Source organism: Nocardia cerradoensis NBRC 101014 (assembly GCF_000308535.1).
Classification (GTDB): domain Bacteria; phylum Actinomycetota; class Actinomycetes; order Mycobacteriales; family Mycobacteriaceae; genus Nocardia; species Nocardia cerradoensis.
Window position 1 is genome coordinate 1 of record NZ_BAFW01000121.1, and the last position, 25,425, is coordinate 25,425.

The following is a 25,425-nucleotide window of genomic DNA, read 5'->3' on the forward strand; positions in this document are numbered from 1 at the left end:
TGGCCACGGCCTCGTCGGCGGGCAGCGAGATCGGGGGGACCGGCGGCAACGCCGGCGCCAGGATCGGACGCTCGGCCGCGGTCTCCGAGCGCAACCAGCGACTGCGGGCGTCCGCGGCCAGGGCGCGAAGGCCGATGCCGAGGGCGGTCGGGCCGGCGAGTACGGGCACCCCGAGGTCAGCGGCACGGGCCGCGGTGTCGGTGCGAGCCGCGCGAGGGCCCCCGAGGGCGAGCACGACAGGCAGGCGCTCGTGGACGCCCGCGCGATGCACGGCGTCGGCGAGATCGACCGCATCCGGCTCCGCCAGCGCGTAGACCGCCAGCGCATCGATGCCGGGATCGGCGGCGGTAGCCGACAGCACGGCGTCGAAGGCCGGACCGGGACGACCGGTGTCGACCGGGTTCGCCTGATACGTCATCGGCGGCAGCACGCGAGCGAGTTCGCGCTGCGTGCCGGGCATCAGGCGCGGCACCCGAACCCGGTGTGCCAGCAGATGATCCAGGACCACCAGGCCGGGGCCGGCTTGGGCGGTCACCACGCCGACTCCGGCCGCCGGGGTCGCAGGCAGTCGAGTTCGGCTCAGTACCGCGACGGCCTCGGCCAGCTCCGTCTCCGAATCCACGACCACCGCACCCGCTTCGGCCAGCAACGACCGGGTGGTGTGCCAGGACGTGGCGAGCGCCCCGGTGTGCGAGGCGGCGAACGCGGAGACATTGCTGCGGCCGACGACCAGCGCCACGACGGGCTTGACGGCGGTCACCGCCCGTATCGCCGACAACAACGCCACGCCGTCCGCCACCGCCTCGACGTGCAGGGCCACCGCGGTGATCGACGGATCCTCGCGCAGATGACGGAGCACGTCGGTGGCGGTCACGTCGACGCTGTTGCCCAGTCCCACACCGAGTCCCACGCCGACACCGTGTTCGGACAGCAGAAACGACAGAGCGTGATTCATTCCGCCACTGGCCGCAACGACCGCGACCGAGCCCGGGATCAGATGCCGCACCGTCGGGACGAAGCTCACCGTCACCCCGCCGGGCCGGAAGAAGCCGGACGTATTCGGTCCCAGGACGCGGATGCCGGTGCCGGCGACGATATCGGCCACCTGCGCTTGCAGCGCGGCCCCCTCCTCACCCGCCTCGGCGAATCCGCCGGAGCAGATCACAGCGGCGCCGACGCCGCAGTCCGCGGCTTCGCGCAGCGCCTGCGGGGTGGCCGACGCCGGGACGCACAACACCGCGAGATCTACCGGCCCGCCGTGAGTTTCGATGACCGACCGCAGGCTGCGATGCAATCCCGCGCGCTCAGCGCGGGGATTGACACCGTATGTGGCGGTCGCACCGTCGCGTCCGACCGCCGCGAGCATGACCGAGCCGAGTTTGCCCGGCGCCTCGGAGGCGCCGACGACGGCGACCGACTCCGGCCGCAACAGCCGGTCGAGGGCGGAACGGGGGACGGCGGCCGTTCGAGTGGAGGTCATCGCGCCTCCCGGGTCTCGAACGCCACCGCATCCGCGCGCCCCGACAGCACCAGCGTCGCCGCGCAATCGCGCTCGTCGGTGGCGCGGCGCACGCGCACGGCGGCCGGTGTGTCGATCACGATCACCGGAATGCCGTGCCGCAAACGGACGTGTTCGGCGCACAATGCCCGCGACAACGGCGTACCGCCCTGTACGACAACGGCTTTCGGGCCTGCCGCGATGACTGTGTCGAGGTCGTCGCGGCTTGCGTCCGGTAGCGAGGTCGTCCCGTCGACCGGTGCGGTGAACAGGCGAATCGGCCCCTCGCAGGCGTGCGCGTCGACCGTGGTGGCGCCGTCGCCGACGGCGACCCGGTCGCCCGAGTGCCGCGTCAGGCACAACAATCGCGAACGCAGGGTATCCGCACCGATCCGCAGCGGCGTATCCAGCGGTGCCGCAGCGTATTTCGCCTGCCATGCGCGTTCGGCGCTCGCCACGAAGGCGCCGTCGCGGATGCGGATCTTCTCCGCCGAGATCGCGCGGGTGAAGAAGTGGAAGCCGAACTGCCACGGCTCGAACGCCCCGTAATACTCGCCGAAGTGATCCCACCACGCCAGACTGGGCAGCGAGGAATCCTGAATCTTCGCCACCTGCGGCCGGCGGATCTCCTGGAAGCGCCGCAGCGCCTCGTCCGGATCGGCCGGATGCTCGGCGATCGTCCGCGCCAGCACGGCGGCATCTTCCATCGCCATCTTGGTGCCGGATCCCACCGAGAAGTGCGCGGTGTGCACCGCATCCCCGATCAGGACCACCGGCGTGCCCGATGCGGTGCGGCAATACCAGTTCTCGGTGCGGCGGGTGCGGAAGTTGGCCCAGCGAGAGTTGTTGGCCACCAGCGGATGTCCGTCGATCTGGTCGGCGAACAAGCGCTCGAGATAGCGCTGCGTCACCTCGTCCGACTCGCCCGGCGGGGCGGTCGTGTCGAATCCGTCGAGACCCGCTCGCCGCCAGGTGTCTTCATCGGCCTCGACGATGAAGGTGCTCAGCCCCGAGCCGATCGGATAGCCGTGAACGGCGAAGTTGCCGTGCTCGGACCGTGCGTGCAGAAACGTGAGACCCCGGAACCGATAGGTGGTCCCGAACCAGATGAACTTGACCGCCGCCTGATCGACGCGATGGCCGAGCGCGCTCGAAAACTGTTCGCGCACCGTAGAATTGGCGCCGTCGGCGGCGACGATCAAGTCGTAACCTCGGGCGTCCAGCGCCGCCACGTCGGTCTCGACGGAAAAGTGCAGCCGCGCACCCAGTTCGGTGGCTCGTCGCCGCAACGCATCGAGCAGCACACGGCGATGGATGGCCGACATTCCGTTGCCCCCGGCCGCGACGGTGGCACCCTTCAGATGCACCTCGATGGTGTCCCAGTGACGGCCGTCGGCGCGCAACGCATTCCGCAGGACCGGGTCGACGGCGTCGATGTTGTCGGCCGTCGCGTCGGAGAACACCACGCCGAAACCGAAGACATCGTATTCGCCGTTGCGTTCATAGACGTCGATCTCGATGCCCGGCACGGAGTGCGCGAGCGCGATCGCGGCGAACAGACCGCCGGGGCCGCCGCCGATGCACGCCACGCGCCGCAGTGTCGGCGGCGGTGCGTAGGGGTTGTCTGTCAGTTCCATCGGTTTCCTGTCTCGGCTGGGTACGAATCGCGGCGCGGGCGGCGAATTCGGCATGCCCGTGGCGGGCGGCGATCAGTGTCGGCGGTGCTCATTCGACGGCGAGCGAGGCAGGCACGCGGCGACCGAGGATCGCCGTGAGCACGTCCGTCAGTGCGCCTTCCGGATCCGCGGGCAGCGTCGCCGCCCGCCACGCGACGATGTGGTCGGGACGCACCAGCAGCGCCCCGTCGTCGTCGACCTCCGAGAGGCGGCGATAATCGCCGTAGCTGTCCTCGAAGTCACAACCCCGGCCGACCGTCCGCACCCGGATCGGCATGTCGAAGCGCGCGCCGGCGGCCTCGGCCGCTTCCGCCCACGCCGCCCCGCCCACGCCGGTGATCAGCGTGAATTGCCCCTTGCCACAGAGGTCGAAGGTCGAGACCCGCTTCTGATCCCGGGTCACCCAGGCGTGTGGCAGATGCCGGCCGGGACGGGTCGTCGCGTAGTAGTAGACCTCCTCGTCACGCGGTGCCGGGACCTCCGGTGAACCGTCCGGCACGATCGCGCTCGACGTGTAGCTCTGGTTGGTTTCCACACCGTGGGTGTTGAAGCACATGATCGTGCCCTGCAAGGCGGCATCGAACGCCTGCCGTTTGGCCCGGGCCTCGGGTGTGGGGGCTTGCAGCGCGGCCAGCGCGCGGCTCATCGTCTCCGGATCCGGGGCCGGCGGCAGATCCAGCGCCATGAAGATCGGCGGCATCAGTCCCTCACTGCGCTTGGCGCGCCGCACGATCTGCTCGGCGACCGGTTGCCGTTCGTCCCGATAGGTCTCGAGCAGCGACGGGCCGGCCTGCCCGCGCAATACCATCGCCAGCTTCCAGCACAGGTTGTAGCTGTCCTGGATCGAGGTATTGGAACCGAGACCGTTCATCGGCGAATGCCGGTGCACCGCATCGCCGACGCAGAAGACCCGCCCGCGCATGGTGTCCTCGGCGTAGACGTCGTTGACCGCCCACGTCGACATGGACTCGACCCGCACCGCGATGCTGTCGTCACCGATGAGCTGGTGCGCGATCCGAATGCCCTCGGCCTCGGACAGATCCGGGGCCGGGCCGTCGACGTCGTAGCCCCACACACCGATCCACTTGTTCCAGGGCCGCACCATCCGCAGCACCCCGACGCCGTTGCCGCCGTGGCCCACACCGGGCTGCACGAACCAGTACATGTCGCCGGGCCGGTGCTCGACGAGATGGGTGAGGTCGGCCTCGAAAACCACATTGATCGAACCCCCGGCGCCCATCTTCCCGACCAGGGGCAGGCCGATCTCCTGTGCCACAAGGGAATTGCCGCCGTCCGCCCCGATCAGGTACTTGCTGCGAATCTCGTATTCGGTGCCGTTGATCCGGTCCCGGACTCGGGCGCTCACCCCGTCCTGGTCCTGAACGAGACCGAGCAACTCGGTGTGGCAGCGTACCGATGAACCGCGAGCGGCGGCGGCGTTCACCAGGATCGGCTCGAGCAGATGCTGCGGAAGGTCGCACACCGATGTCGGGCTGGCCAGATCGTGCTCGGCCTGAAAATGCGGGTGGGTGTACCAGGTCCGCAGTCGCCCCAGTTCCGGCCCGGCCAGGCTGGTCGCGTACACATGCTCACCCATCAGACGCTGCGGGGTGGCCTGCCGCTGCACTTCCGACTCCAGACCGAGGTCGCGAAACACCTCGACACAACGCTGGTTGGTGATGTGCGCCCGGGGTGAATTCGACACTCCCCCATGCTTGTTGATCATTATGTTGGCGATGCCGTACGTGGACAGCAACGCGGCCGCGGCCGCGCCGGCCGGTCCGGCGCCGACCACGAGAACATCGGTTTCCACGACGTTGTGGGTATTCATGGTGCTTGGCTCCTCAGGGAATCGGTGACTCGTTGTGCCGCGTCGGTGTCAGTGCCGGTGCCCCCACAGATCCGGGCCCGGGATCTCGGTGGGCTCCCAGGTCTCGTCGTCGATGAGCACGCCGCCGAACCCGAATTCGGTGTTCACCCCGACCGGTGACTGCGCGTAGAACGAGAAGACCTTGTCGTTGGTGTGGCGCCCCAGCGACATCGTGACCGGCACATCACGGTCCAGCACCAGGTCGTAGGTGCGGCCGACCTGGTCCATATCGGGCACTTCGAGCATGAAGTGATGCAGGAACGGCTCGTCGATGCCGAAGAACGGGCCGTCGACGAAGGCGATGCTGTGATGGCGGGGATTGGTGTGCAGGAAGCTCGCCCGGAACGGAGTGCGCATGGTGTCGCTGATCTTGAATCCGAGGATGTCGGTGTAGAAGTCCTGCAGCGCGGCGACATCGGGACTTGCCAGCACGACGTGGCCGAGGCCCAGGTCGCCGGTGACGAACTGCTCGACGTCGCGGGCGGAGGTGAACTGCCCCTCGCCGGCGGCGGCGCCGTGGTAGAGCTCCACGCGGTTGCCCGCCGGATCGAGGAAGTGCACCATGTCGGCGACCCGCCGGATCTCCAGCTCACGAGCCGTGGCCACCGAGACCGCGACGCCACGATCGGAGAGTTCGTCGACCGCGGCGGCCAAGGCGGCGCCGTCCGCCAGCTCCCAGCCGTAGTACGCGCCGCCGTCACGTTCGCCGGTCTCGACCGTGACCCGGTGGTGGCGGTCGTCGATGCGGAAATGCGTGGTGCCGTCCTCGCCCGCTACCCGCTGCATGCCGAGAATGTCGGTGGCATAAGTGACGAACGCCTCGGGATGACGCGCCGAAAGCCCCAGATAGCCGAGCTGTTCGATATTCATGTTCTATTCCTTTCCGCGGCGATCACAATGCGCCGGACAAGAAGGCACGCAGCAATACGGCATATCCCTGCGCCTTTTCGATCTGCACCCAGTGACCGCACTTCTCGAAGATATGCAATTGCGCGTTCGGCAGGTGCTGCTGCAAATAGACGCTGGATTCCGGAGCGACGAATCGGTCCTCGCGGCCGTGCACCACCAGAAACGGGTGCGGCATCCGGCGCAGCGCCGACGGCGGCACCGCGGCCTCGGCCGGCGTCGAGGTCGGCGAGAAGAAACGCGTATAGGACCTGCGCACCTCGGGCCGCATGATCTCGCGATGACGCTCGGCCACGATCGACGACACCGATCGGTCCAGCAGGTCTTCGTCGTAGACGAACCACGTGGTGAGGTTCTCCAGCGCGCTCATCGACGGGTCCTTGTAGAAGGTGACCATCCGCATCACCTCGGGCGTCGGATGCGCCTCGCCACCGGCACTGCCCATGAGCGAAACCCGTTGGAAGCGGCCGGGTTCGGCCATCAGCAGGTGCATGGCCAGGGCGCCGCCCATGGAGTTACCGACCAGATGCGCCCGTGCGATGCCGAGGGCGTCCATGAGCGCGAGGACCTGCTCGACCCGCATGCGCAACCACCCCAGCAGGGCGGCCGGGCCTTCGTCGGGATGATCGGTGCGACCGTATCCGACCAGGTCCGGGGCCAGTACGCGATACTCCGACAGCAGCGGCATGAACCCGCGCCAATTCGACGACGCAGTGGCGCCGGGTCCGCCGCCGTGCAACAGAATCACCGTTTCCGGATTTTCCGCGCCGCTCTCCAGCAGAAAGGTGGAGTATCCGTTCGTCGTTACGGTACGTTCGTGAATTTCGGTCATTGGTCTCGCTTTTCTTTCTGGCACGGCAGGTCCGCCCGGCCTCGAATGCCGCGTTGTCGAATGCGGTTGCCGGCTGCTTCGGAATTCGGGATATCGTTATCGTGTGTGAGCCCGGTCTCACCATATCCGGGCACACCACGGCAGCGCATCGAACGATCTGTCGCTCGTTTCAGGCGCGGACCCGACGATTTGTCGGACGAGAGGAGAAGCTCCGGTGAGCCTTGACGACACGGTCCAGGATGCGGCCGACCGGCTGAACACTCCGCTGATCGTGCTGGATCTGGATCTGCGGATCGCGGCGTACAGCATTCACGACAACGATGCGCGACGCGCGCGGTTGGCCCGGTTGCTCGCCGGCTGGAATCCGGTGACCGAGGATGTGATTCGCACCAACGATCTGCGTGCGGCCGTGCGCCCGGTGCGAATCCCCGCCGGTGACTCCGGTGAGGCGGTCGTGCTGGCACTGCGTCACGACAAACGACTGCTCGGCTATCTGGTCTACATCGACGACCGGCCGGAACCGCAGACGATCGCCGGCGATATGGATGTGCTCGAACCCGTCCTGCCCGACATCGCCATGCTGCTCGCCCTGCACATGTCGGATCTGCGCCACGGCGTGGAACATTCGAAGTACCTGCTGTCCGATCTGCTGCACGGTTCGCAGCGGGAACGCCGCCACGCCGCCGCGACACTGGTTCGCGAGGGACTGATCGAGGACGTCGAGCACTACACGGTCCTCGTTCACCGTGCGCCGGCGCACCTTCCGCAGTCGATCACCCGTCTGGCCGTCGATGCCACGCTGGATTTCATCGGCCGCGCCACCACCGTCAAAGTCGTCGGCGCGGTACTCGGCGACGACGGCGTCGTCCTGTTCCCGCGCCGGGTCAACCGCGACCGGCTCGACCGGGTGCTCGACCGTCCCGGACTGGAACGGGTGCGGGCGGGAGTGGGCAGCGTGCAGGACGAGCTCGCCGACGCCGTGACCTCCTACCACGAGGCGCAGATCGCATGCCGCGCCGCCGACGCCGACCCGAACCGCTATGGCCGCACAGTGTTCTGGGAGGATCTCGGAATCGATCGGCTGCTGCTGCAACTTCCGCTCGACCGGATGACGGCGAGCCAGTTTCCCCCGGGAGTGCAGCGCCTGCTGGCCGCCGCCCAGGCTTCGGAGCTTGCCGCGACGCTGGAGGGATATCTCGACAGCGGCGGCGAAATCCAGGGCACCGCGCGACGGCTGAACATTCACCGCAGCACGCTGTACCACCGCCTCGATCGTATCCGCGAGGTGACCGGATGCGATATCTCCGACGGCGCCACCCGGTTGGACCTGCATGCCGGACTGCGTGTCGCCCGCCTGGCCGGACTGTGGCCACAGTCGTGATGCGGTCACCGGGCTCGGTGAGGCGGTGGCCGGACTACACGGCCGGCTTCACCGCAATCCACTGCGCCACCGGCAGATGCGGGCGCCAGGCGGTGAATCCGCCGAGCGGCTCGCCCCGGTAGACCTGGAATTTTCGCAGTTCGCCGCCGTGTTCCGCGGCCCAGCGCAGCAGCAGCGCCTCCGATTCGGCGGTGACGGCATTGGCGACCAGCCGTCCGCCCGGCCGCAGCCGATCCCAGCATGCCTCGAACAGACCGTCCTGGGTGAGGCCGCCGCCGAGGAAGATCGCGTCGGGCGCCGGATCGCCTGCCGCGGGCAGGTCGGCGGGCGCCTCGCCGCGCACGATGATCACGGGTACCCCCAGCGCAGCGGCGTTGTCGGCGATCTGTTCACGACGCGTCGCACTGCGCTCGAATGTGATTGCGCGACAGTCGGAATGGGTGCGGCACCATTCGATCGCGATCGTGCCCGATCCGCCGCCCACATCCCACAGCAGTTCACCGGGCGCGGGGGCGAGCGCGGCGACCGACAGGGTGCGGATCTCCGCCTTGGTCAGCTGTCCGTCGCCGCCGTAGGAGGCATCGGGCAGACCCGGCAACCGGGTGAACCGGGGCGCGGCCGGATCACGGACCGCCTCGACGGCGACGATGTTCAACGGATCGCCGGGAGGCCGTGACCACTGTGCCGCCGTCGCGGCGACGATCCGTTCGCCGGGACCACCGAGCTGTTCCAGCACGGTCAGCCGTGATTCGCCGAAGCCGTTGCGCCGCAACAATTCCGCTACCTGAGCCGGAGACTGTTCGTCGGCACTGAGCACCAGGAGCCGTCGGCCGTCGCCGAGTTCCGGCAGCACCGTTTCCAGAGGGCGTCCGACGACGCTCACCACCGGTGTGTGCGCACTGGGCCAGCCCAGCCGGGCACAGGCCAGGGTGGCCGACGACGGCTGCGGATAGACCCGGATAGCCTGCGGCCCCAGCAGTTTCGCCAGCGTGACGCCGATGCCGTAGAACATCGGATCGCCGCTGGCCAGGACGCAGATACGCGAATCCCGATGCGCGGACAGCAGTTCCGGTAGCGCGGGCAGCAGCGGGGTCGGCCAGGCCCGGCGATTCGCGGTGCTCGCGTCGGCGGGAACCAGATCCAGCTGGCGGCGCGATCCGAAAAGAACCTCGGCCGAGGCGATCTCGGCGCGCACGCGCGGGCTCAACCCCGGCCAGCCGTCGGCGCCGATGCCCACCACCGCGATCACGCGATCATTGTTCGGTGTGTCCTGCGAGTATTCGGTTGCGAGAGAAGATTGTTCGTCTGTCATATCGTCACCGGCCGCCGCCGCGACGCTGCCACGCAGACAAGCAGCATTTCGGCCGTGCCGCGGGGCACCGCCTCAGTCTCACCAACGGACAACGCTTCAGCCGCGCCGATGGACAACGCTCCACCTGCGCCAACGGGCAGCGCTTCAGGCGCGCCAGCGGATAATGCTCCACCCGTACCTACAGACAGCGTCCCCGCCGTGCAGGCGGGCAGCGGCACTGCCGTGCTTTCGGCCCAGCGCCTCTGGTGCGCAGACGGTGTCGGCGCGCGCATCACCGGGGCATCCGGCGCCAGACGGCCCGTGGCACCCATCGGGCCACGGCAGCGGCGGGTCCCAATGCTCGCGGTACCCACACGCTCGTGGCGCGGCGGCGCAGGGCGGCGACTGCGGCTTCCGCCACCTGATCGGGCGTACTCGACAGCGGCGCCGGGCTCATCCCCTCGGTCATCCGGCCGATGACGAATCCGGGACGCACCAGCAGCACATGGACGCCGCTGCCGTGCAAGGCATCCGACAGACCGGAGGCGAATCCGTCCAGTCCCGCCTTACTCGAGCCGTAAACGTAGTTGGCGCGCCGCACCCGCGCCCCCGCGATCGAACTGAACACCACCAGCTGGCCACTGCCCTGGGCGCGCAGCAGATTCGCCAGCACGGTCAGCAGGCTCACCTGCGCGACGAAGTCGGTGTGCAGTACCGCGACCGCCGCCGCCGGGTCCTGTTCGGCGCGGGCCTGATCGCCCAGGATCCCGAAGGCCAGGATCGCCACCCCGATCCGGCCGTGGTCGGCGGCCAGTTTCTCCAGCAGCGGCTGGTGGCCGGACAGGTCGTCGGCATCGAACTCCACCGCATGGACCGCGCGGGCGCCCGCCGCGCGCAGCATGGCGGTCTCCTCACCCAGCCGATCGCTGCGTCGTGCGGCGAGCACGATCTCGCGGTCCGCGCAGATCCGGCGGACGACCTCGAGTCCCATCTCGCTGCGCCCGCCGAACAGCACGATCACCCCGTCGTCGACTTCACGCACACCCATGGCGCATAGTCTGCCATCGGCGCCGGTTGCTAGCGTCGCAGCCATGACGAGTACCGCGGCCGCGCGCATCGACCTGTCTCCCAGCGCGCTGGAATTCGTGACCGAACGGCATCTGGCCACGCTGACCACCCTGCGCGCGGACGGTACACCGCACGTCGTCGCGGTCGGCTTCACCTGGGATCCGGAGGCCGGTATCGCGCGGGTGATCACCGGCGGTCCCACCACCAAGGCCCGCAACGCGGACCGGCGTGGATACGCCGCGCTGAGTCAGGTCGACGGCCCGCGCTGGCTCACCCTGGAAGGCCCGGCCGAGGTCTGGACCGAACGCGACCGGGTCGCCGAGGCGGAAGCCCGCTACGCCGAGCGCTACCGCACCCCGCGCGAGAACCCGCAGCGCGTGGTCATCGCGGTCCGGGTCGCGCGAGTGTTGTCGAGCAGCACCCTGCGCGGCTGAGCGATACGCGGCGGACGGGCGGAGTGGACGGGGCCGAACCGCGCGGCCACCGTTCTCGGCCGACCGCACGCCTCGGCCGGCATCCTCCGACAGCCGCCTCACGAGCACTTGCGCTGGCCGGTCGCAAGAATGCTTCGCCCGGCACCCGTCGCTCGACCGAAACGCCGGACGGAGTCCCGTCGCGTGGATTTACAGCACGGTCAAACCGTGCGGGCGTTGATTCACCGACTCGCCGCCGTCCTCGGTGACGACCACGATGTCCTCGATGCGGGCGCCCCATTCACCGCCGAAGTAGATACCCGGCTCGATGCTGAACGCCATCCCCGGCCGCAGCACGGTCTCGTTGCCGGCCACGATGTAGGGCTCCTCGTGCACCGACAGCCCGATGCCGTGGCCGGTGCGGTGAATGAACGCCTCGCCGAAACCGGCCTCGGACAACAGGTTTCGAGCCGCGGCGTCGACCGATTCGGCGGTGACGCCCGGGCGCACGGCGGCCACCGCGGCGGCCTGCGCGCGTTCGAGCGCGGCATAGCGTTCGGCGATCTCCGGATCGGGCTCGCCCAGCACGTACGTGCGGGTGGAATCGGAGAAATATCCGGGTTCGACGGGACCGCCGATATCGATGACCACCACGTCACCGGCTCCGATGATCCGATCGGAATGGCTGTGATGCGGGTTGGCGCCGTTGGGCCCACTGCCGACGATCACGAAGTCGGCCCGGTCGTGCCCCTCCGCCTCGATCGCGGCGGTGATGTCGGCGGCGACCTCGGCCTCGGTGCGGCCCGGCTGCAACCACTCACCCATCCGGGCATGCACGCGATCGATGGCCGCACCCGCGCGCCGCAATGCGTCGATCTCGGCGGCATCCTTGATCATCCGCAACTCCCGGATGATCGGGGTCGCCGACACCGGCAGGGCGGTCAGCGCGTCCGCGATCGGGAGCAGATGCAGGGCGGGCATGGCATCGTCGACCGCGACCCGGGCGCCCGCGTTCAGCGTCGACTTCACGACCCCGTACGGGTCCACACCGTCCACCCACGACACCATGTGCAATCCGAGCTCACCGGCGGCCGAGCCGTCCAGCGCGGCCAACTCCAGTTTCGGCACCACCACCGACGGGGTTTCGCCGCTAGCGGGGACGACCAGGCAGGTCAGCCGCTCGAAGGATTGCGCGGCCGATCCCAGCAGATATCGCAGATCCGGTCCGGGCGTGATCAGCAGCGCGTCCAGATGTGCCGCGCGGGTCAGCTCCGCCGCCCGCTCCAGCCGCTTGCCGTAGATCTCGGCACCGAATCGTGACTCCGTATGCGCGCTCATGCGATACGACGTTACCCGTCACGCCGGACCCGGTCCGGACGATCACGACGTTCGCGACCGGGTCGTGGCCGGATTGTCGGTGCGGACCGGTAGCGTCTGCGCCATGCTCACCTCCAGTGCGAGTGACCGGCCACTGTTGCTGCTCGACGGCGCGAGCCTGTGGTTCCGGGCGTTCTATGCCATCCCGGAGAAGATCACCGCGCCCGACGGCCGCCCGGTGAACGCGCTGCGCGGCTTCACCGATATGGTCGCCGCGCTGATCACCCGCCACAATCCGGGCCGCCTGGTGGTGTGCCTGGATCTGGACTGGCGTCCGGCCTTCCGCGTCGAGCTGGTGCCCTCCTACAAGGCCCACCGGCTCGACACCACGGCCGACGCCCAGCCCGGCGCCGAGGAGGTGCCCGACACCCTCACCCCGCAGGTCGACATGATCGCCGAGGTGCTCGCCGCGGCCGGGATCGCGACCGCGGGTGCGGCCGGCCTGGAGGCCGACGATGTGATCGGCACCCTCGCCGCCCGCGAACGCGACAACGAGGTGATCGTGGTCAGCGGTGATCGCGATCTGCTGCAGGTGGTGCGCGCCGACGCACCGCCGGTCCGCGTCTTCTACGTGGGCCGCGGGCTGGCCAGAGCCGAGCTCTGGGGCCCCGCCGAGGTGGCCGCGAAATATGGTGTGCCGCAGGAGAATGCGGGCCCGGCCTATGCCGATATGGCCACACTGCGCGGCGATGCGTCCGACGGCCTGCCCGGAGTAGCCGGTATCGGCGACAAATCCGCCGCCACGCTGATCTCGCGCTACGGCTCGCTCGAGGCGCTGGTGGCCGCCGTGGCCGACCCCGCCTCCGATCTGGCGCGCGGCGTGCGCGCGAAACTCGCTGCGGCCGAAGACTATCTGAAGGCGGCAGCGCCGGTGGTGCGGGTCGTCCGCGATGCCGAGGTCGAGCTCTCCGGCCCTGACCTCCTTCCCGCCGAACCGGCCGACCCGGACGGGCTGCACGCGCTCGCCACCGCCTACAACGCCGAAAGCCCCGTCAAGCGACTGACCGCCGCCCTCGCGGCGAACGCCTGACGCCCGCCGTTCGTCACCGTCGCGGAAAGCATCGGCAGTCGAGCGCTTCCGTCACCGTGAGATCCCGGCGGCCGTCGAACACGATGGCATTCGCACGGCCGTCGGTCTGTCTCACGCGCACGGCACTCAGTTCGGGCGGCCGACCTCGTAGGTGCCGTCGTCCTTGGTGATCTTGACGGTGACCTTCTTCTGCTCGCCGCCGACCTTCAGGGTGCAGTCGAAGGTCCCACCGACCTCGACCTTCTGACCCGAGGGGCAGCTGACGCTCTGGACGTCGTCGATGCCGTAGGAATCCTTGAGGACCTTCTGCACACCGTCCTGCACGGCCTTGTTGTCCAGTTTGTCGCTGCCCAGGAAGACGAACGCGAGGACCACGGCGACGACCACCACGACCAGCACGCCGATACCGCCGAAGAGCAGGCCCTTCTTCGACTTCTTGGCGGGCGTGGTGCTCAGCTGCGGTTCCTGCATCCCCCACTGCTGCTGCGACTGGTCGGGCTGCGGCGCCCACCCCTGCTGGGTGGGCTGCTGCTGCGCCCACTGCTGCTGCGACGGCTGCGGCGGCTGACCCCACTGCTGCTGGGTCGGTTCCCACGGCTGCGCCTGCGCCGGCGGCTGCTGCGGCCAGGACGGCTGACTCTGACCACCCCACTGCGGCTGCTGCGGTTGCTGCTGCGGCTGCCACTGCTGCTGCGACGGTGCGGGCTGACCCCACTGGGGCTGCTGCGGCTGCTGGCCACCCCACTGCGGCGCCGGTCCGGACTGGCCGGGCTGCGGCTGACCCGACCACTGCTGGGTCGGATCGCTGCTGTGGCCCTCCCCTGGGCCAGGGGTCTCGTTCGGTCCGTACGGGCCGCTCATGTGCCTGCCTCCACTCGCACTCGTCGTCTCACATCCCCCCGCGTGAGGTGATCAGGCCCTCACCACGGTCGGTACCGGTAGTCATCCAATCACAGCCGGGCACGCTACGCGGCGTCCACCGCCACAACGCCACGCCGGATGGCACGCACCGACTTGGCGGCGGTGGCGGCGATTTCGGTGTCGTCGGCGGTCTGGTGGATCTGGTCGAGCAGATCGATCACCTGCCGGCACCACCGGACGAAGTCACCCGCGGACAACGCACTGCCCTGATCACCACTGGCCAGCAACGATTCGGCCAATCCGTCGCCGCGGGCCCATTTGTAGATGCCGGTGACGAAGCCCAGATCCGGTTCCCGGGTCGGCGGCAGCTTGTGCCGTGCCTCGTCGGTGCGCAGCTGGCTCCACACGCCGATGGTGGCGCCGACCGCCCGCCGCACCGGTTCGGTCGGCCCGGCCGGGCCGAGGTAGCCGCCCTCCTGCCGCGATTCGAAGACCAGCACCGACACCACGCCCGCGAGTTCGGCGGCACCGAGCCCGCGCCACAGACCCTGCCGAAGACATTCGGCCACAACGAGATCCGCCTCGGTGTAGATCCGGGCGAGCCGCCGGCCGTCGGGGGTGACCTCCCCGCCGTCGACGTAGCCGCGCTCACTCAGCAGCGCGACGATCCGATCGAAGGTGCGCGCCAGCGAATTCGTTGTCGCAGCGACCTTCTGGCGCATCGACTCGGTCTCGCGCTCGAGCCGGTTGTAGCGCTCCCCCAGCCGGGCCAGCTGCTCCCGGTCGGGCCGGGAGTGGGCGGGATGGGCGCGCAGCGCACGCCGCAGCGTCGCCAGTTCCCGATCGTCGGCCGCGCGCGCACGACCACCGCGCCGGCCCCGTCCGGGGACCGCGATCCCGGTGCTGCGCAACGCCGATGCCAGATCGCGGCGCGCTCGCGCGGTGCGGTGGTCGACGTGGCGGGGCAGCCGCATCCGGCCCAGCGGCTGAGCGGGGGTCGGGAAATCGGCGGCCGAGACCCGACCGGCCCACGTATCGGCGGTCAGCACCAGCGGGCGAGGATCGCCCGGACTCGCGTCCGGTTCCAGGATCACCGCGAGGCCCTGGCGACGCCCGGTCGGGATGGCCACCACGTCACCGCGCCGCAGCGAGGTCAGCGACTCGACCGACGCCCCGCGCCGATCGGCCCGCCCCTGCCGTTCCAGTTCGCGTTCGCGCTGTTTGATCCGCTCGCGCAGCGACAGATATTCGAGGAATCCGTCGTCACCGATCTGTGAGCGGAGCTTGCGCACCTGTGCCTCGTTGCGCTCGATACCACGGACCAGGCCCACCACCGACCGGTCGGCCTGGAACTGCGCGAACGAACGCTCCAGCAGTTCCCGCGACTGCGCGGCGCCCATCCGGTCGATCAGGTTGATCGACATGTTGTAGCCGGGCCGGAACGAGCTGCGCAACGGATAGGTGCGGGTCGAGGCCAGGCCAGCGACCGCACTGGTGTCGACGTCGGGATGCCACATCACCACCGCGTGGCCCTCGATGTCGATCCCGCGGCGCCCGGCGCGGCCGGTCAGCTGCGTGTACTCGCCGGGGGTCAGCTCGGCATGGGTTTCGCCGTTGAACTTCACCAGCCGTTCCAGCACCACCGTGCGCGCCGGCATATTGATGCCGAGAGCCAGTGTCTCCGTGGCGAATACGGCCCGCACCAGCCCGCGGACGAACAACTCCTCCACGGTGTGCCGGAAGGCGGGCAGCATACCGGCGTGATGGGCGGCCAGGCCGCGGAAGAGCGCCTCACGCCATTCCCAGTAGCCGAGCACATCGAGATCGGCGCGCGGCAGATCACCGGTGTGACGCTCGATCACCGCCTCGATCTCCGCCGCGTCGTCGGGACGGCTCAGATCCAGGCGCGAACGCAGGCACTGGGCGAGGGCGCCGTCGCAACCGGCCCGGCTGAAGATGAAGGTGATCGCCGGCAGCAGCCCCTCCTCGTCGAGGCGGGCGAGCATCTCGGGTCGCGGCAAAGGACGGAAGTCGCGACGGGGACCACCGCGGTGGCGCGGCCCGGACCAGCCGTTCATCCGGTCGGCGGCCTCGCGATGTTTGATGTAGCGAACCAGATCCTCGTCGACGAGGATCTTCTGATCGCTGGACTTGGTGTCGAACAGATCGAACAGCCGCCGCCCCACCATGACGTGCTGCCACAGCGGCACCGGCCGCGTCTCGTCGACGATGACCGCGGTGTCGCCGCGCACGGTCTCCATCCACGCACCGAACTCCTCGGCATTGCTGACCGTCGCCGACAGGCTCACCAGACGCACCTCCGGCGGCAGATGCAGGATGACCTCTTCCCACACCGCACCGCGGAACCGGTCGGCCAGATAGTGCACCTCGTCCATCACGACGAACGACAGCGCGTGCAGCGCGTCCGAGCCCGCGTAGAGCATGTTGCGCAGCACTTCGGTGGTCATGACCACGACTTGGGCGTCCGGATTGATCGACTGATCGCCGGTCAGCAGTCCGACCGCGTCGCGGCCGTAGCGCTCCACCAGATCGGAGTACTTCTGATTCGACAGCGCCTTGATCGGGGTGGTGTAGAAGCACTTCCCTCCGGCCGCGCGGGCCAGGTGCACGGCGAATTCCCCGACGACGGTCTTACCGGCGCCGGTCGGCGCGCACACCAGCACACTGTGCCCGTTCTCCAGCGCCGCGCAGGACTGCTGTTGGAACGGGTCCAGGGAGAATTTCAGGTCGGCGGCGAATGCCGCGAGTTCGCCAGTCAGCGACGGTTGTCCCACGCTCAGAGGGTATCGGAGTAGTCCGACACCGGGCGCGGAGTTTTCGGCGCGGGCTCGGCCGAGACCGGTCCGCTCGCCGTCACCGGCTGGGCGGGCGCCACCGGGCTCACCCCGTCCAGATCGTCCGGTCCGCCCAGCGGCGAGGCCTCGTCGTCCGACAGCGCACCCCAGTTGTCGCCCCGGCGGGCGCGGCGCCGGTCGTTGAGCCGGGCGATCTGCACGGCCACCTCGAACAACACGGTGAGCGCGGCGGCCAGCGCCAGCATCGAGAAGGGATCCTGCGGGGTGACGATCGCGGCGAAGACGAACAGCCCGAAGATCATGCCGCGGCGCCATTTCTTGAGCCGTTCGTAGGTCAGCACGCCGACCATGTTCAGCCCGATGATCAGCAACGGCGTCTCGAAGCTCACCCCGAAGATGATCAGCAGCTTGATGATGAACCCGAAGTACTGACTACCACTCAGCGCGGTGATCTGCACATTGCTGCCGATTCCCATCAGGAAGCTCAGCGCATGCGCTACCACCCAGTACGCCAGCACCGCGCCGGTGACGAACAGCACCACACCGGAGGCGACGAAGCTGATCGCGTACTTGCGCTCCTTGGCGTAGAGGCCGGGCGTCACGAACGCCCACAGCTGGTACAGCCAGATCGGGCACGCCATCACCACGCCCGCGGTGAAGGCGACCTTGAACCGCAGCATGAACTGCTCGAACGGTGCGGTGGCCAGCAGCCGGCAGGCGCCGTCGGTGGTCAGTTGCGCCCGATGTTCCGGCGGCAGCGAACAGTACGGCCCGCGCAGCAGATCGCCCAGGCTCTCGATGCCCAGGAACGAATGCGAGTACCAGAGGAATCCGAGCACCGTGGTCAGCGCCACCGCCAGCAGCGACTTCAACAGTCGCGAACGCAACTCGTGCAGATGTTCGACCAACGACATGGTGCCGTCGGGATTCGTCCTGCGCCGGCTACGGCGGGGGTCGAACGGAATGCGCATGGATGTGACTGCCTCGCTGATCACCTGGCCGGATCCGGATGAAACGCCCAACCGCCATCGCACCGCCACCCCGCGGGCGTTACCGGGGTGACGGCCTCGAGACGGACCGGATCAGGCCGTGTGACGATCCTTGTCGGCCTGCGGCGCCGGATTCACCGGCTGAGCAGGCGGCAGCTCGGCCGCGGGCGCCGACTGCGGTGTGGTGCCGGACGCGTTCGCCGACCCCGTGTTCGCAGACCCCGCGTTCGCCGAGCCCTCGGACTGCATCTCGCTCATCTCGCTCTTGAAGATGCGCAAGGAACGTCCGAGACCCCGGGCGGCGTCGGGCAGCCGCTTGGCGCCGAACAGCAGCAGGATCACCAACGCAATGATGAGCCAGTGCGTCGGGCTCAATGAACCCATCGAAAACCTCCCAAGACTGTGGTATGTCCGATGCTACCGGACCCCGATCCGGCGACGACGCGCGTCGTCACCCGCGAATCGGCGAGACGGTACCGCGGGTCAGCTCGACACCGGCCGCGTCGCCTCGCGGGCGACCGCGCCCCGCAGCTCCGCGAGCAGGTCGGGGCCGGTCCAGCGGCGTTCGTCGCCGTTCTCCGCGGCCCGGATCAGTTCGACCAGTCGTGCGTTCACCGGAGTGGGTACCGCCACCATCCGGCCCAGCTCGACGATTTCCCCACAGAGCCAATCGATTTCGGTGCGCCGGCCCAGGGCCAGATCGTCGGCCATCGACGAGCGCGCCATCGGGTCCACCGCGAGCACCCGTCCGGCCACCCGCTCGAAGACGGCATCGGGAACCGTCAGCAGGCGGGCCATCACGCGCGGCGGCAGCACGGTCAGCCGCGCGGGACGGATCCGGGCCCGCCGCATCGCCGCGAGCGCCTCGTCCTGCGCCAGCGCCAGGCAGCGCCGGTAATCGCGGGCGGCCAGTTCCTCGCGCAGCGGCCGGCCCGACAGCGCGTTGATCGCGTTGTTGAGGTTGAGCAGCAGTTTGGCCCACTGCACCGGGCGCAGATCCTGATGTCGGTCCAGCGGCAGCCCGGCCCGTTCGAACAGCGGCGCGAATCGGGACAGCGCCGGATCGTCGGCCACCGCCACGGTGCCGTCGGTCCCGCGATGGAAATGGCCGGGGCCGCTGTGGACGACGTTGAACATCACCATGCCCGCCGAGACCACCGCCGTGGGCAGCACCTCCCGGATCGCCGCATCGTTGCCGATGCCGTTCTGCAGGCTGACCACCACGGTGTCCGCGCGCACCCGGTTGCGAAGTTGCGCCGCGGCCTGTGCGGTCTGCGCCGACTTCACGGTGACCAGCACCAGATCGGCGGTGGCGGCGCTGTCCGGTTCGGTCTCGGTGCGGAAACCGCTCGCCGCGACGCGATCGTCGCCGCCGTCCAGATCGGTCAGCCGCAGCCCGTGCGCGCCGATCTCGTCCAGCAGCCGCGGGCGCCCGACGAAGCTCACCTCGGCACCGGCGGCGGCCAGTTTGCCACCGACGAACAGACCGATACTTCCGGCACCCAGCACCGTCACCCGGAACGTCACGCGGGCCCGACCTCCTCGACCATGTTCCGGTCGTAACCGAGGTCGCCGACCTCGTCGTAGGCGGCCAGCGCCGCGGCCGACCGTTCCCGCACCGCGCTCACCAGTTCCGGCGGCCCCAGCACGGTGACACCGGAACCGAAGCCGAGCAGCAGTCGCGCGATCCAGCCCAGCGTGGCGAACCGCATCGTCGCCTCGACGCTGCCGTCGGGATGGACCGCCACCGGATGCATCGGATACTGATCCAGCACCCACCCGTAGTCGCCACGAATGCGCAAGCGCGCCAAGGCAACCGCCGGATCGTCGGAGAACAGGTCCAGCCCCGCGGACTCCTCGGTGGCGTGGCTGGGCGGATTCGCCGGCTCCTCGAGTTCGGTGGCCTCCTCGATCCGGTCGAACCGGAACAGCCGCACCCCCTCGGCCTGCCGGCACCATGCCTGCAGATAGGAGTTGTTGTCCACCAGCACGATTCGGATCGGATCGACGACGCGCTCGGACACCACATCCCGGCTCGCCGAGTAGTACACCAGCCGCAGCGCGCGGCCGTCGGCCAGTGCGGAACGCACCGTGGTCACCGCCGGCGCCTCGACCGGCTCCGCGGTGTCGGGTTCGCTGCGATGCCCGGCCTCGCCGGAGATGGCGGATTCGATCTTGGCGGTCGCCGACCGGGCCGCCGTCGGATCGACCATGCCCGGCAGATCCGCGATCGAGCGCAGGGCCACCAGCAGCGCCGTCGCCTCGATCGAGGTCAGCCGCAGCGGACGGTCGATACCGGCGGAGAAGGTGACCTCGATGCTCTCCTCGGAGAACGACAGATCGATCAGATCGCCCGGACCGTAACCGGGCAGCCCGCACATCCAGAGCTGATTGAGGTCGCTCATCAGCTGTTTGATGCTGACGCCGAGTTCCGCGGCCGCCTCGGGCGCACTGATCCCCGGATTCGCGAGGAAGTACGGAACCATATTCAGCAACCGGGACAGCCGCGTCGACAATCGGCTGCTCATCGCCGTACCCCCGCCCGGGCCGTTGCGACGCTCGCGCGTCTCATGCCGACACCTCCGTCCGTTCCAGTACCGACCGCAGCCGCGCGATCACATCGGCCCGCAGATCCTCCGGGGCCAGCACCAGCGCATCCGGGCCGAGGCCGGTGATCAACCGTGCCAGCCAGTCGCGCGACCGCACCGGCACCTCCACCACCGAACCCGGGCGACCGGCGACCGTCTCCTCGGCGATCACCACGCCCAGCCTGCGGATCTCCTGCCCGCGCTCCTGCGCCACCCACACCGTCGCCGATCCGGTCACCGGCGCCGCACCCGTCACCCGCGCCACGATCTGACGCAGATCCACATCCGCCGGTTTGTGCACCGCGTTCTCGGGTCCGTAGATCTCGACGTCGGCCCCGATCCGCGACAACCGGAAGGTCCGCACGGCGTCCCGGTCGCGGTCGTGGCCCACCAGGTACCAGCGTCCGTGCCGGGTCACCACACCCCACGGCTCCACATCGCGTGTGGTGTAGGGCGCGTTGTGGGTGACGCGGTGTTCGAATCGCACCGCCCGTCCCGCGTCGATGGCCGCCAGCAGTTTGCCCAGCGCGGCCTCCGAGCCCCGGGTGCGGGCCGGAACCGCGGGTACCGACGCCGAGGCCGCATCGGCGTCGACGTGCACCCCGGCGGCTCGCAACTTGAATACCGCGCTCTCCGCGGCGCTGGCCAGCTCCGGGGACTCCCACAGCTGCACCGCCACCGCGACCGCCGCCGCTTCCGCGCTGGTCAGATCGATATCGGGCAGTTCGTAGGCATCACGATTGATGCGATAGCCCTCCTGCCCGGAGAACCGGCCCACCGGGCCGACCTCGAGCGGGATCCCCAGATCCCGCAATTCGTTCTTGTCGCGCTCGAACATCCGGCTGAACGCCTCGTCGCTGGCCGACTCCTCGTAGCCGGCAACGCTGTCGCGGATGCGCTCCGCGGTCAGGAACTGCCGGGTCGACAGCAGCGCGATCACCAGATTCATCAGCCGCTCGACCTTGGAAATCGCCACCCGACACAGAGTAATCGGACTCCCGGAACGACGGTGCACCACCGCACCGATCCGCGCCGGGATATCGCGGCCGACAGCCGGATCGACCGGCCCCGCGAACCACCGCGGGGCCGTCGGCCCTCACATCGAGGCGATCAACCGATCCACGCGCTCGTCCACGGACCGGAACGGGTCCTTGCACAAGACCGTGCGCTGCGCCTGATCGTTCAGCTTCAGGTGCACCCAGTCGACGGTGAAATCGCGGCCCGCCTCCTGCGCGGCGGTGATGAAATCACCGCGCAGTTTGGCCCGCGTCGTCTGCGGCGGAGTCGTCACCGCGGCATCGACCGCCTCGTCCTCGGTGATCCGCTTGACCAGACCCTTGCGCTGCAACAGATCGAACACTCCGCGACCACGCTTGATGTCGTGATAGGCCAGATCCAGCTGAGCGATCTTCGGATCGGACAGTTCCATCGAGTACCGGTCCTGGTAGCGCTGGAACAGCTTGCGCTTGATCACCCAGTCGATCTCGGTGTCGACCTTCGCGAAGTCCTGCGCCTCGACCGCGTCGAGCGTGCGACCCCACAGATCCACCACGGCGTCCACCTGCGGATCGCGCTCACGATTGCGCAGATGCTCGACGGCGCGGGCGTAGTACTCGCGCTGGATGTCGAGCGCGCTGGCCTGGCGGCCACCCGCGAGACGCACCGGCCGTCGGCCGGTCAGATCGTGGCTGACCTCGCGGATCGCCCGAATCGGATTGTCGAGCGCGAAATCGCGGAACGACACCCCGGCCTCGATCATCTCCAGCACCAGCGCCGCGGTGCCCACTTTCAGCATGGTGGTGGGTTCGGCCATGTTCGAGTCGCCGACGATCACATGCAGGCGGCGGTACTTCTCCGCGTCGGCATGCGGCTCGTCGCGCGTGTTGATGATCGGCCGCGACCGCGTGGTCGCCGACGACACGCCTTCCCAGATGTGCTCGGCCCGCTGCGACAGGCAGAACGTGGCCGCCTTCGGCGTCTGCAGGATCTTTCCCGCACCGCAGATCAGCTGCCTGGTCACCAGGAACGGCAACAGCACATCCGAGATCCGGGAGAACTCGCCGGCCCGCACCACGAGGAAGTTCTCGTGGCAACCGTAGGAGTTGCCCGCCGAATCGGTGTTGTTCTTGAACAGATAGATGTCACCGCCGATCCCCTCCTCGGCCAAGCGCTGCTCGGCATCGATCAGCAACTCCTCGAGCACCCGCTCACCCGCGCGATCGTGGGTGACCAGCTGAACCAGCGAGTCACATTCGGCCGTCGCATACTCCGGATGGGAACCGACATCGAGATAGAGCCGCGCTCCGTTGCGGAGAAATACGTTCGAACTACGGCCCCAGGACACCACCCGGCGGAACAGATACCGGGCCACCTCGTCAGGACTCAACCGACGGTGACCGTGGAACGTGCACGTCACCCCGAACTCGGTCTCGATCCCCATAATTCGTCGCTGCACACCATCGACATTACGGCAAAGCGAACGGCGAAAGTGGCTGTGCGAGCAAGCGGTTGCATACGGGTTCACAACAATATGGGCTGCACTCGATGGCGACGTCTCCGGCAGCGCGAGGTTCGCGATCCCCTGGGCCTCGTCGTCGGGCACCCACTGCATGCCCGTCTGTGGGGCGCAGAGCGGATGCTCACGATAACGGGGCCGCAAAGCCGCAGGTCGCGGGCGCGGGCGAGAAGTCGCCGGGACCGAGCCTACCCCTGCTGCTACCTGCGCGGACGCCGGACCGCCCGCGGCACGCCACGCGCAGACGAAGACGCCCGGTCCCTTCACACGTTCGGAAGGGGCCGGGCGTCCGGGTCGAGCGCTCCCAGCGGTTACGGGTTGGAGGGGTCTCCGGCGGAGGGCGTCTCCGGCTCGGCGTTCTCCTCGCCCGCGTTCGCCGCGCCGTCGGCGGAGAGCAGTGTCTCCAGCGAGGCGTGCGGAATGCGCCGGAAGGCCCGGCGCGGGCGGGCCTGCTCCAGCGTCGCCACCTCCAGCGAGGACACCGCGATGCCGCGCTTGTCCTTGTCGCTGTTGTCCGGCGACCCCTTCTGCAGGGCGTCCACGGCGGTGCGGATCGCGGCCCGCAATTCCAGGCCGGGCTGGAAGGTGTCCTTGAGCGCGGTGCTGATCGGGTCGGTGTTACCGCCCATCACCACGAAGTCGCGCTCGTCGACGATGGAGCCGTCGAAGTTGATCCGGTACAGGACCGAATTCGACTCCTGCTCCGGATAGCCGACCTCACCGATACAGATCTCGACCTCATAGGGCTTGAGCTGATCGGTGAAGATCGTGCCGAGGGTGGAGGCGTACATGTTCGCCAGCGCCCGCCCCGTCACATCTCGCCGGTCGTACTGGTATCCGCGCAGGTCGGCCTGCAGGATCCCACCACGACGCAGACTTTCGAACTCGTTGTACTTGCCGACCGCGGCGAATCCGATGCGGTCGTAGAGCTCGCTCACCTTGTGCAGCGTCGCCGAGGGGTTCTCGGCGACGAACAGCACACCCTTGTCGTACACCAGCACCACGACACTGCGTCCCCGGGCGATGCCTTTGCGCGCAAGTTCGGTCTTGTCGCGCATGATCTGTTCGGCCGACGCGTAGTACGGCAGTGTCATGGACGCGCACTCCCTTCTTCGGCCACCCGCTCGTCGACGATCGAGCGCGCGATCTGCTCGAGCCGCTCGTCCGAAACCTCCAGCGCCCCTTCGGCATTGATGACGATCGCCGTGGGGAAGATACCGCGCTGCAGATCCGGGCCGCCGGTGGCGGTGTCGTCGTCGGAGGCGTCGAGCAGCGATTCGACGGCGATGCGCAGGGCGCGGTCCTCGTCCATATCGCGGCTGTAGGTCTTCTTCAACGACGACTTGGCGAACATCGAGCCCGAACCGGTGGCGGTGTAGCCGAAGCGCTCTTCGCTGCGGCCGCCGACCACGTCGTAGGACACGATGCGACCGGCGCGCTCCGGATCGGTGGCCTCGAGGTCGTAACCGACCAGAATCGGCACCACCGCCAAACCCTGCAGTGCCGCCGGCAGATTGTCGCGGACCATCTTCGACAGCTTGTTGGCCTTGCCGTCGAAGGTCAGCGGCACGCCCTCGATCTTCTCGTAGTACTCCAGCTCCACCGCGAACAGGCGGATCATCTCGACCGCCACGCCCGCGGTGCCGGCGATACCGGCCGCGGAGAAGGTGTCGGTGATGTAGACCTTCTCCATATCGCGGCTGGCCAGCAGGTTGCCCTGGGTGGCCCGGCGGTCGCCGGCGATCAGCACACCGCCGCGGTAGGTCACCGCGACGATCGTGGTGCCGTGCGGCGCCAGGTCCCCGGCCGAGCCGTTACCACCGGAAGCGCGCCCGAAACCGTTGCCCGGCAACAGTTCCGGCGCGTTTTCCCGCAGATATTCGGAGAATGACGAGAGGGCGTACCCCATGTGGAGCCGCAAGGGGTCACCTGATGTCACTGGCCGCCTTTCTGGACGTAGGCACGCACGAAGTCCTCCGCGTTCTCCTCGAGCACGTCATCGATCTCGTCGAGCAGGTCGTCGGTCTCCTCGGCCAGCTTTTCGCGGCGCTCCTGTCCCGCGGCCTCGACACCGGCCGCGTCGTCGTCCTCGTCGCCACCACCGGCGCGCTTGGTCTGCTCTTGTGCCATAGCAGCCGACCTCCTCTGTACTGATCATCGGCGAGCATCGGAAACCTCCGATGCTCGTCCCTCAACACTACCCAGCGACGGTGACAACATGCCGGATTACGTCGCAATGTGCCCCCGCCGCAACGTCACAGCACGCCGTGCCACCCGGCACGCGTGCGCCGCCGGCGGCCCGGCCGCCCGGTCA

Annotated in this window: 22 protein-coding genes; 3 read left to right on the forward strand and 19 right to left on the reverse strand. The window is 68.9% G+C overall.

The genetic code is table 11. From position 1 onward, the window contains the following. The 5 genes from ON23_RS12740 to ON23_RS12760 all read right to left on the reverse strand — a co-directional run. Nucleotides 1–1,480, reverse strand: a 1,480-nt coding sequence (locus ON23_RS12740) for a CoA-binding protein (protein ID WP_039778339.1), incomplete at its 3' end; no start/stop codon positions are given. Then, nucleotides 1,477–3,135, reverse strand: a complete 1,659-nt coding sequence (locus ON23_RS12745) for an FAD-dependent monooxygenase (protein WP_051042595.1) — start codon at nucleotides 3,133–3,135, stop codon at nucleotides 1,477–1,479. The genes ON23_RS12740 and ON23_RS12745, both read right to left, overlap by 4 nt. Nucleotides 3,136–3,223: 88 nt before the next feature. Next, nucleotides 3,224–5,005 (reverse strand): FAD-dependent oxidoreductase, encoded by a 1,782-nt coding sequence (locus tag ON23_RS12750; protein WP_039778340.1) that lies wholly within the window; start codon nucleotides 5,003–5,005, stop codon nucleotides 3,224–3,226. A 48-nt stretch (nucleotides 5,006–5,053) separates the two neighbouring features. Further along, the gene (locus tag ON23_RS12755) at nucleotides 5,054–5,914 is read right to left on the reverse strand and encodes a VOC family protein (RefSeq protein WP_039778342.1); all 861 of its coding nucleotides are present in this window, start codon (nucleotides 5,912–5,914) and stop codon (nucleotides 5,054–5,056) included. A 22-nt stretch (nucleotides 5,915–5,936) separates the two neighbouring features. Then, nucleotides 5,937–6,782 carry an alpha/beta fold hydrolase gene (locus ON23_RS12760; protein WP_039778344.1) on the reverse strand — a complete coding sequence of 282 codons (846 nt, stop codon included), beginning with the start codon at nucleotides 6,780–6,782 and terminating at the stop codon, nucleotides 5,937–5,939. 214 nt (nucleotides 6,783–6,996) lie between these two features. Between ON23_RS12760 and ON23_RS12765 the strand changes: the two genes are divergently transcribed. Continuing rightward, a complete protein-coding gene (locus ON23_RS12765) occupies nucleotides 6,997–8,163 on the forward strand; it encodes a PucR family transcriptional regulator (RefSeq protein WP_039778346.1) in 1,167 nt (388 codons plus the stop codon). Between the two features lie 34 nt (nucleotides 8,164–8,197). Here ON23_RS12765 and ON23_RS12770 read toward each other — a convergent pair whose 3' ends face one another. Together ON23_RS12770 and dprE2 are read right to left on the reverse strand one after the other, a co-directional pair. Further along, nucleotides 8,198–9,412: a bifunctional cobalt-precorrin-7 (C(5))-methyltransferase/cobalt-precorrin-6B (C(15))-methyltransferase gene (locus ON23_RS12770; RefSeq protein ID WP_039778348.1), complete on the reverse strand. Its 1,215-nt coding sequence runs from the start codon at nucleotides 9,410–9,412 to the stop codon at nucleotides 8,198–8,200. Nucleotides 9,413–9,746: 334 nt separating this feature from the next. Continuing rightward, complete coding sequence (gene dprE2 / locus ON23_RS12775; protein WP_174376482.1) at nucleotides 9,747–10,502, reverse strand: decaprenylphospho-beta-D-erythro-pentofuranosid-2-ulose 2-reductase; 756 nt, start codon at nucleotides 10,500–10,502, stop codon at nucleotides 9,747–9,749. Between the two features lie 43 nt (nucleotides 10,503–10,545). Between dprE2 and ON23_RS12780 the strand changes: the two genes are divergently transcribed. Continuing rightward, a complete protein-coding gene (locus ON23_RS12780; RefSeq protein WP_039778350.1) occupies nucleotides 10,546–10,956 on the forward strand; it encodes a TIGR03618 family F420-dependent PPOX class oxidoreductase in 411 nt (136 codons plus the stop codon). A 189-nt stretch (nucleotides 10,957–11,145) separates the two neighbouring features. Here the strand turns inward: ON23_RS12780 and ON23_RS12785 are convergent, their stop codons facing one another. Continuing rightward, nucleotides 11,146–12,273 carry a M24 family metallopeptidase gene (locus ON23_RS12785; RefSeq protein WP_039778351.1) on the reverse strand — a complete coding sequence of 376 codons (1,128 nt, stop codon included), beginning with the start codon at nucleotides 12,271–12,273 and terminating at the stop codon, nucleotides 11,146–11,148. Between the two features lie 103 nt (nucleotides 12,274–12,376). On the opposite strand from ON23_RS12785, the gene ON23_RS12790 reads away from it, so the two are divergent. Further along, complete coding sequence (locus ON23_RS12790; RefSeq protein ID WP_039778360.1) at nucleotides 12,377–13,342, forward strand: 5'-3' exonuclease; 966 nt, start codon at nucleotides 12,377–12,379, stop codon at nucleotides 13,340–13,342. A 126-nt stretch (nucleotides 13,343–13,468) separates the two neighbouring features. Here the strand turns inward: ON23_RS12790 and ON23_RS36835 are convergent, their stop codons facing one another. From ON23_RS36835 to ON23_RS12845, 11 genes are all read right to left on the reverse strand, one after another. Then, the gene (locus ON23_RS36835) at nucleotides 13,469–14,203 is read right to left on the reverse strand and encodes a DUF4333 domain-containing protein (protein ID WP_051042597.1); all 735 of its coding nucleotides are present in this window, start codon (nucleotides 14,201–14,203) and stop codon (nucleotides 13,469–13,471) included. A gap of 104 nt (nucleotides 14,204–14,307) precedes the next feature. Continuing rightward, nucleotides 14,308–17,004 (reverse strand): DEAD/DEAH box helicase, encoded by a 2,697-nt coding sequence (locus ON23_RS12800; protein ID WP_039778361.1) that lies wholly within the window; start codon nucleotides 17,002–17,004, stop codon nucleotides 14,308–14,310. Continuing rightward, nucleotides 17,001–17,990 carry a twin-arginine translocase subunit TatC gene (gene tatC / locus ON23_RS12805; protein ID WP_039778362.1) on the reverse strand — a complete coding sequence of 330 codons (990 nt, stop codon included), beginning with the start codon at nucleotides 17,988–17,990 and terminating at the stop codon, nucleotides 17,001–17,003. Before tatC ends, ON23_RS12800 begins: the two co-directional genes overlap by 4 nt. A 111-nt stretch (nucleotides 17,991–18,101) precedes the next feature. Next, the gene (gene tatA / locus ON23_RS12810) at nucleotides 18,102–18,392 is read right to left on the reverse strand and encodes a Sec-independent protein translocase subunit TatA (RefSeq protein ID WP_039778353.1); all 291 of its coding nucleotides are present in this window, start codon (nucleotides 18,390–18,392) and stop codon (nucleotides 18,102–18,104) included. A gap of 99 nt (nucleotides 18,393–18,491) precedes the next feature. Then, nucleotides 18,492–19,535 carry a 2-dehydropantoate 2-reductase gene (locus tag ON23_RS12815; RefSeq protein ID WP_039778354.1) on the reverse strand — a complete coding sequence of 348 codons (1,044 nt, stop codon included), beginning with the start codon at nucleotides 19,533–19,535 and terminating at the stop codon, nucleotides 18,492–18,494. After that, nucleotides 19,532–20,536, reverse strand: a complete 1,005-nt coding sequence (locus tag ON23_RS12820; protein WP_039778355.1) for a helix-turn-helix transcriptional regulator — start codon at nucleotides 20,534–20,536, stop codon at nucleotides 19,532–19,534. The genes ON23_RS12815 and ON23_RS12820 overlap by 4 nt, the downstream gene beginning before the upstream one ends. Nucleotides 20,537–20,576: 40 nt before the next feature. Further along, nucleotides 20,577–21,572 carry a helix-turn-helix transcriptional regulator gene (locus ON23_RS12825; protein ID WP_083903896.1) on the reverse strand — a complete coding sequence of 332 codons (996 nt, stop codon included), beginning with the start codon at nucleotides 21,570–21,572 and terminating at the stop codon, nucleotides 20,577–20,579. 120 nt (nucleotides 21,573–21,692) lie between these two features. Beyond that, nucleotides 21,693–23,051 carry a Pup--protein ligase gene (pafA, locus tag ON23_RS12830; protein ID WP_181320965.1) on the reverse strand — a complete coding sequence of 453 codons (1,359 nt, stop codon included), beginning with the start codon at nucleotides 23,049–23,051 and terminating at the stop codon, nucleotides 21,693–21,695. A gap of 371 nt (nucleotides 23,052–23,422) precedes the next feature. Next, nucleotides 23,423–24,205, reverse strand: coding sequence for a proteasome subunit alpha (gene prcA, locus ON23_RS12835; protein WP_039778356.1), 783 nt, complete (start codon nucleotides 24,203–24,205; stop codon nucleotides 23,423–23,425). Continuing rightward, nucleotides 24,202–25,020, reverse strand: coding sequence for a proteasome subunit beta (gene prcB / locus ON23_RS12840; protein WP_051042599.1), 819 nt, complete (start codon nucleotides 25,018–25,020; stop codon nucleotides 24,202–24,204). The genes prcA and prcB overlap by 4 nt, the downstream gene beginning before the upstream one ends. A 26-nt stretch (nucleotides 25,021–25,046) precedes the next feature. Continuing rightward, nucleotides 25,047–25,241 (reverse strand): ubiquitin-like protein Pup, encoded by a 195-nt coding sequence (locus ON23_RS12845; RefSeq protein WP_030518123.1) that lies wholly within the window; start codon nucleotides 25,239–25,241, stop codon nucleotides 25,047–25,049. Nucleotides 25,242–25,425 lie beyond the last annotated feature (184 nt).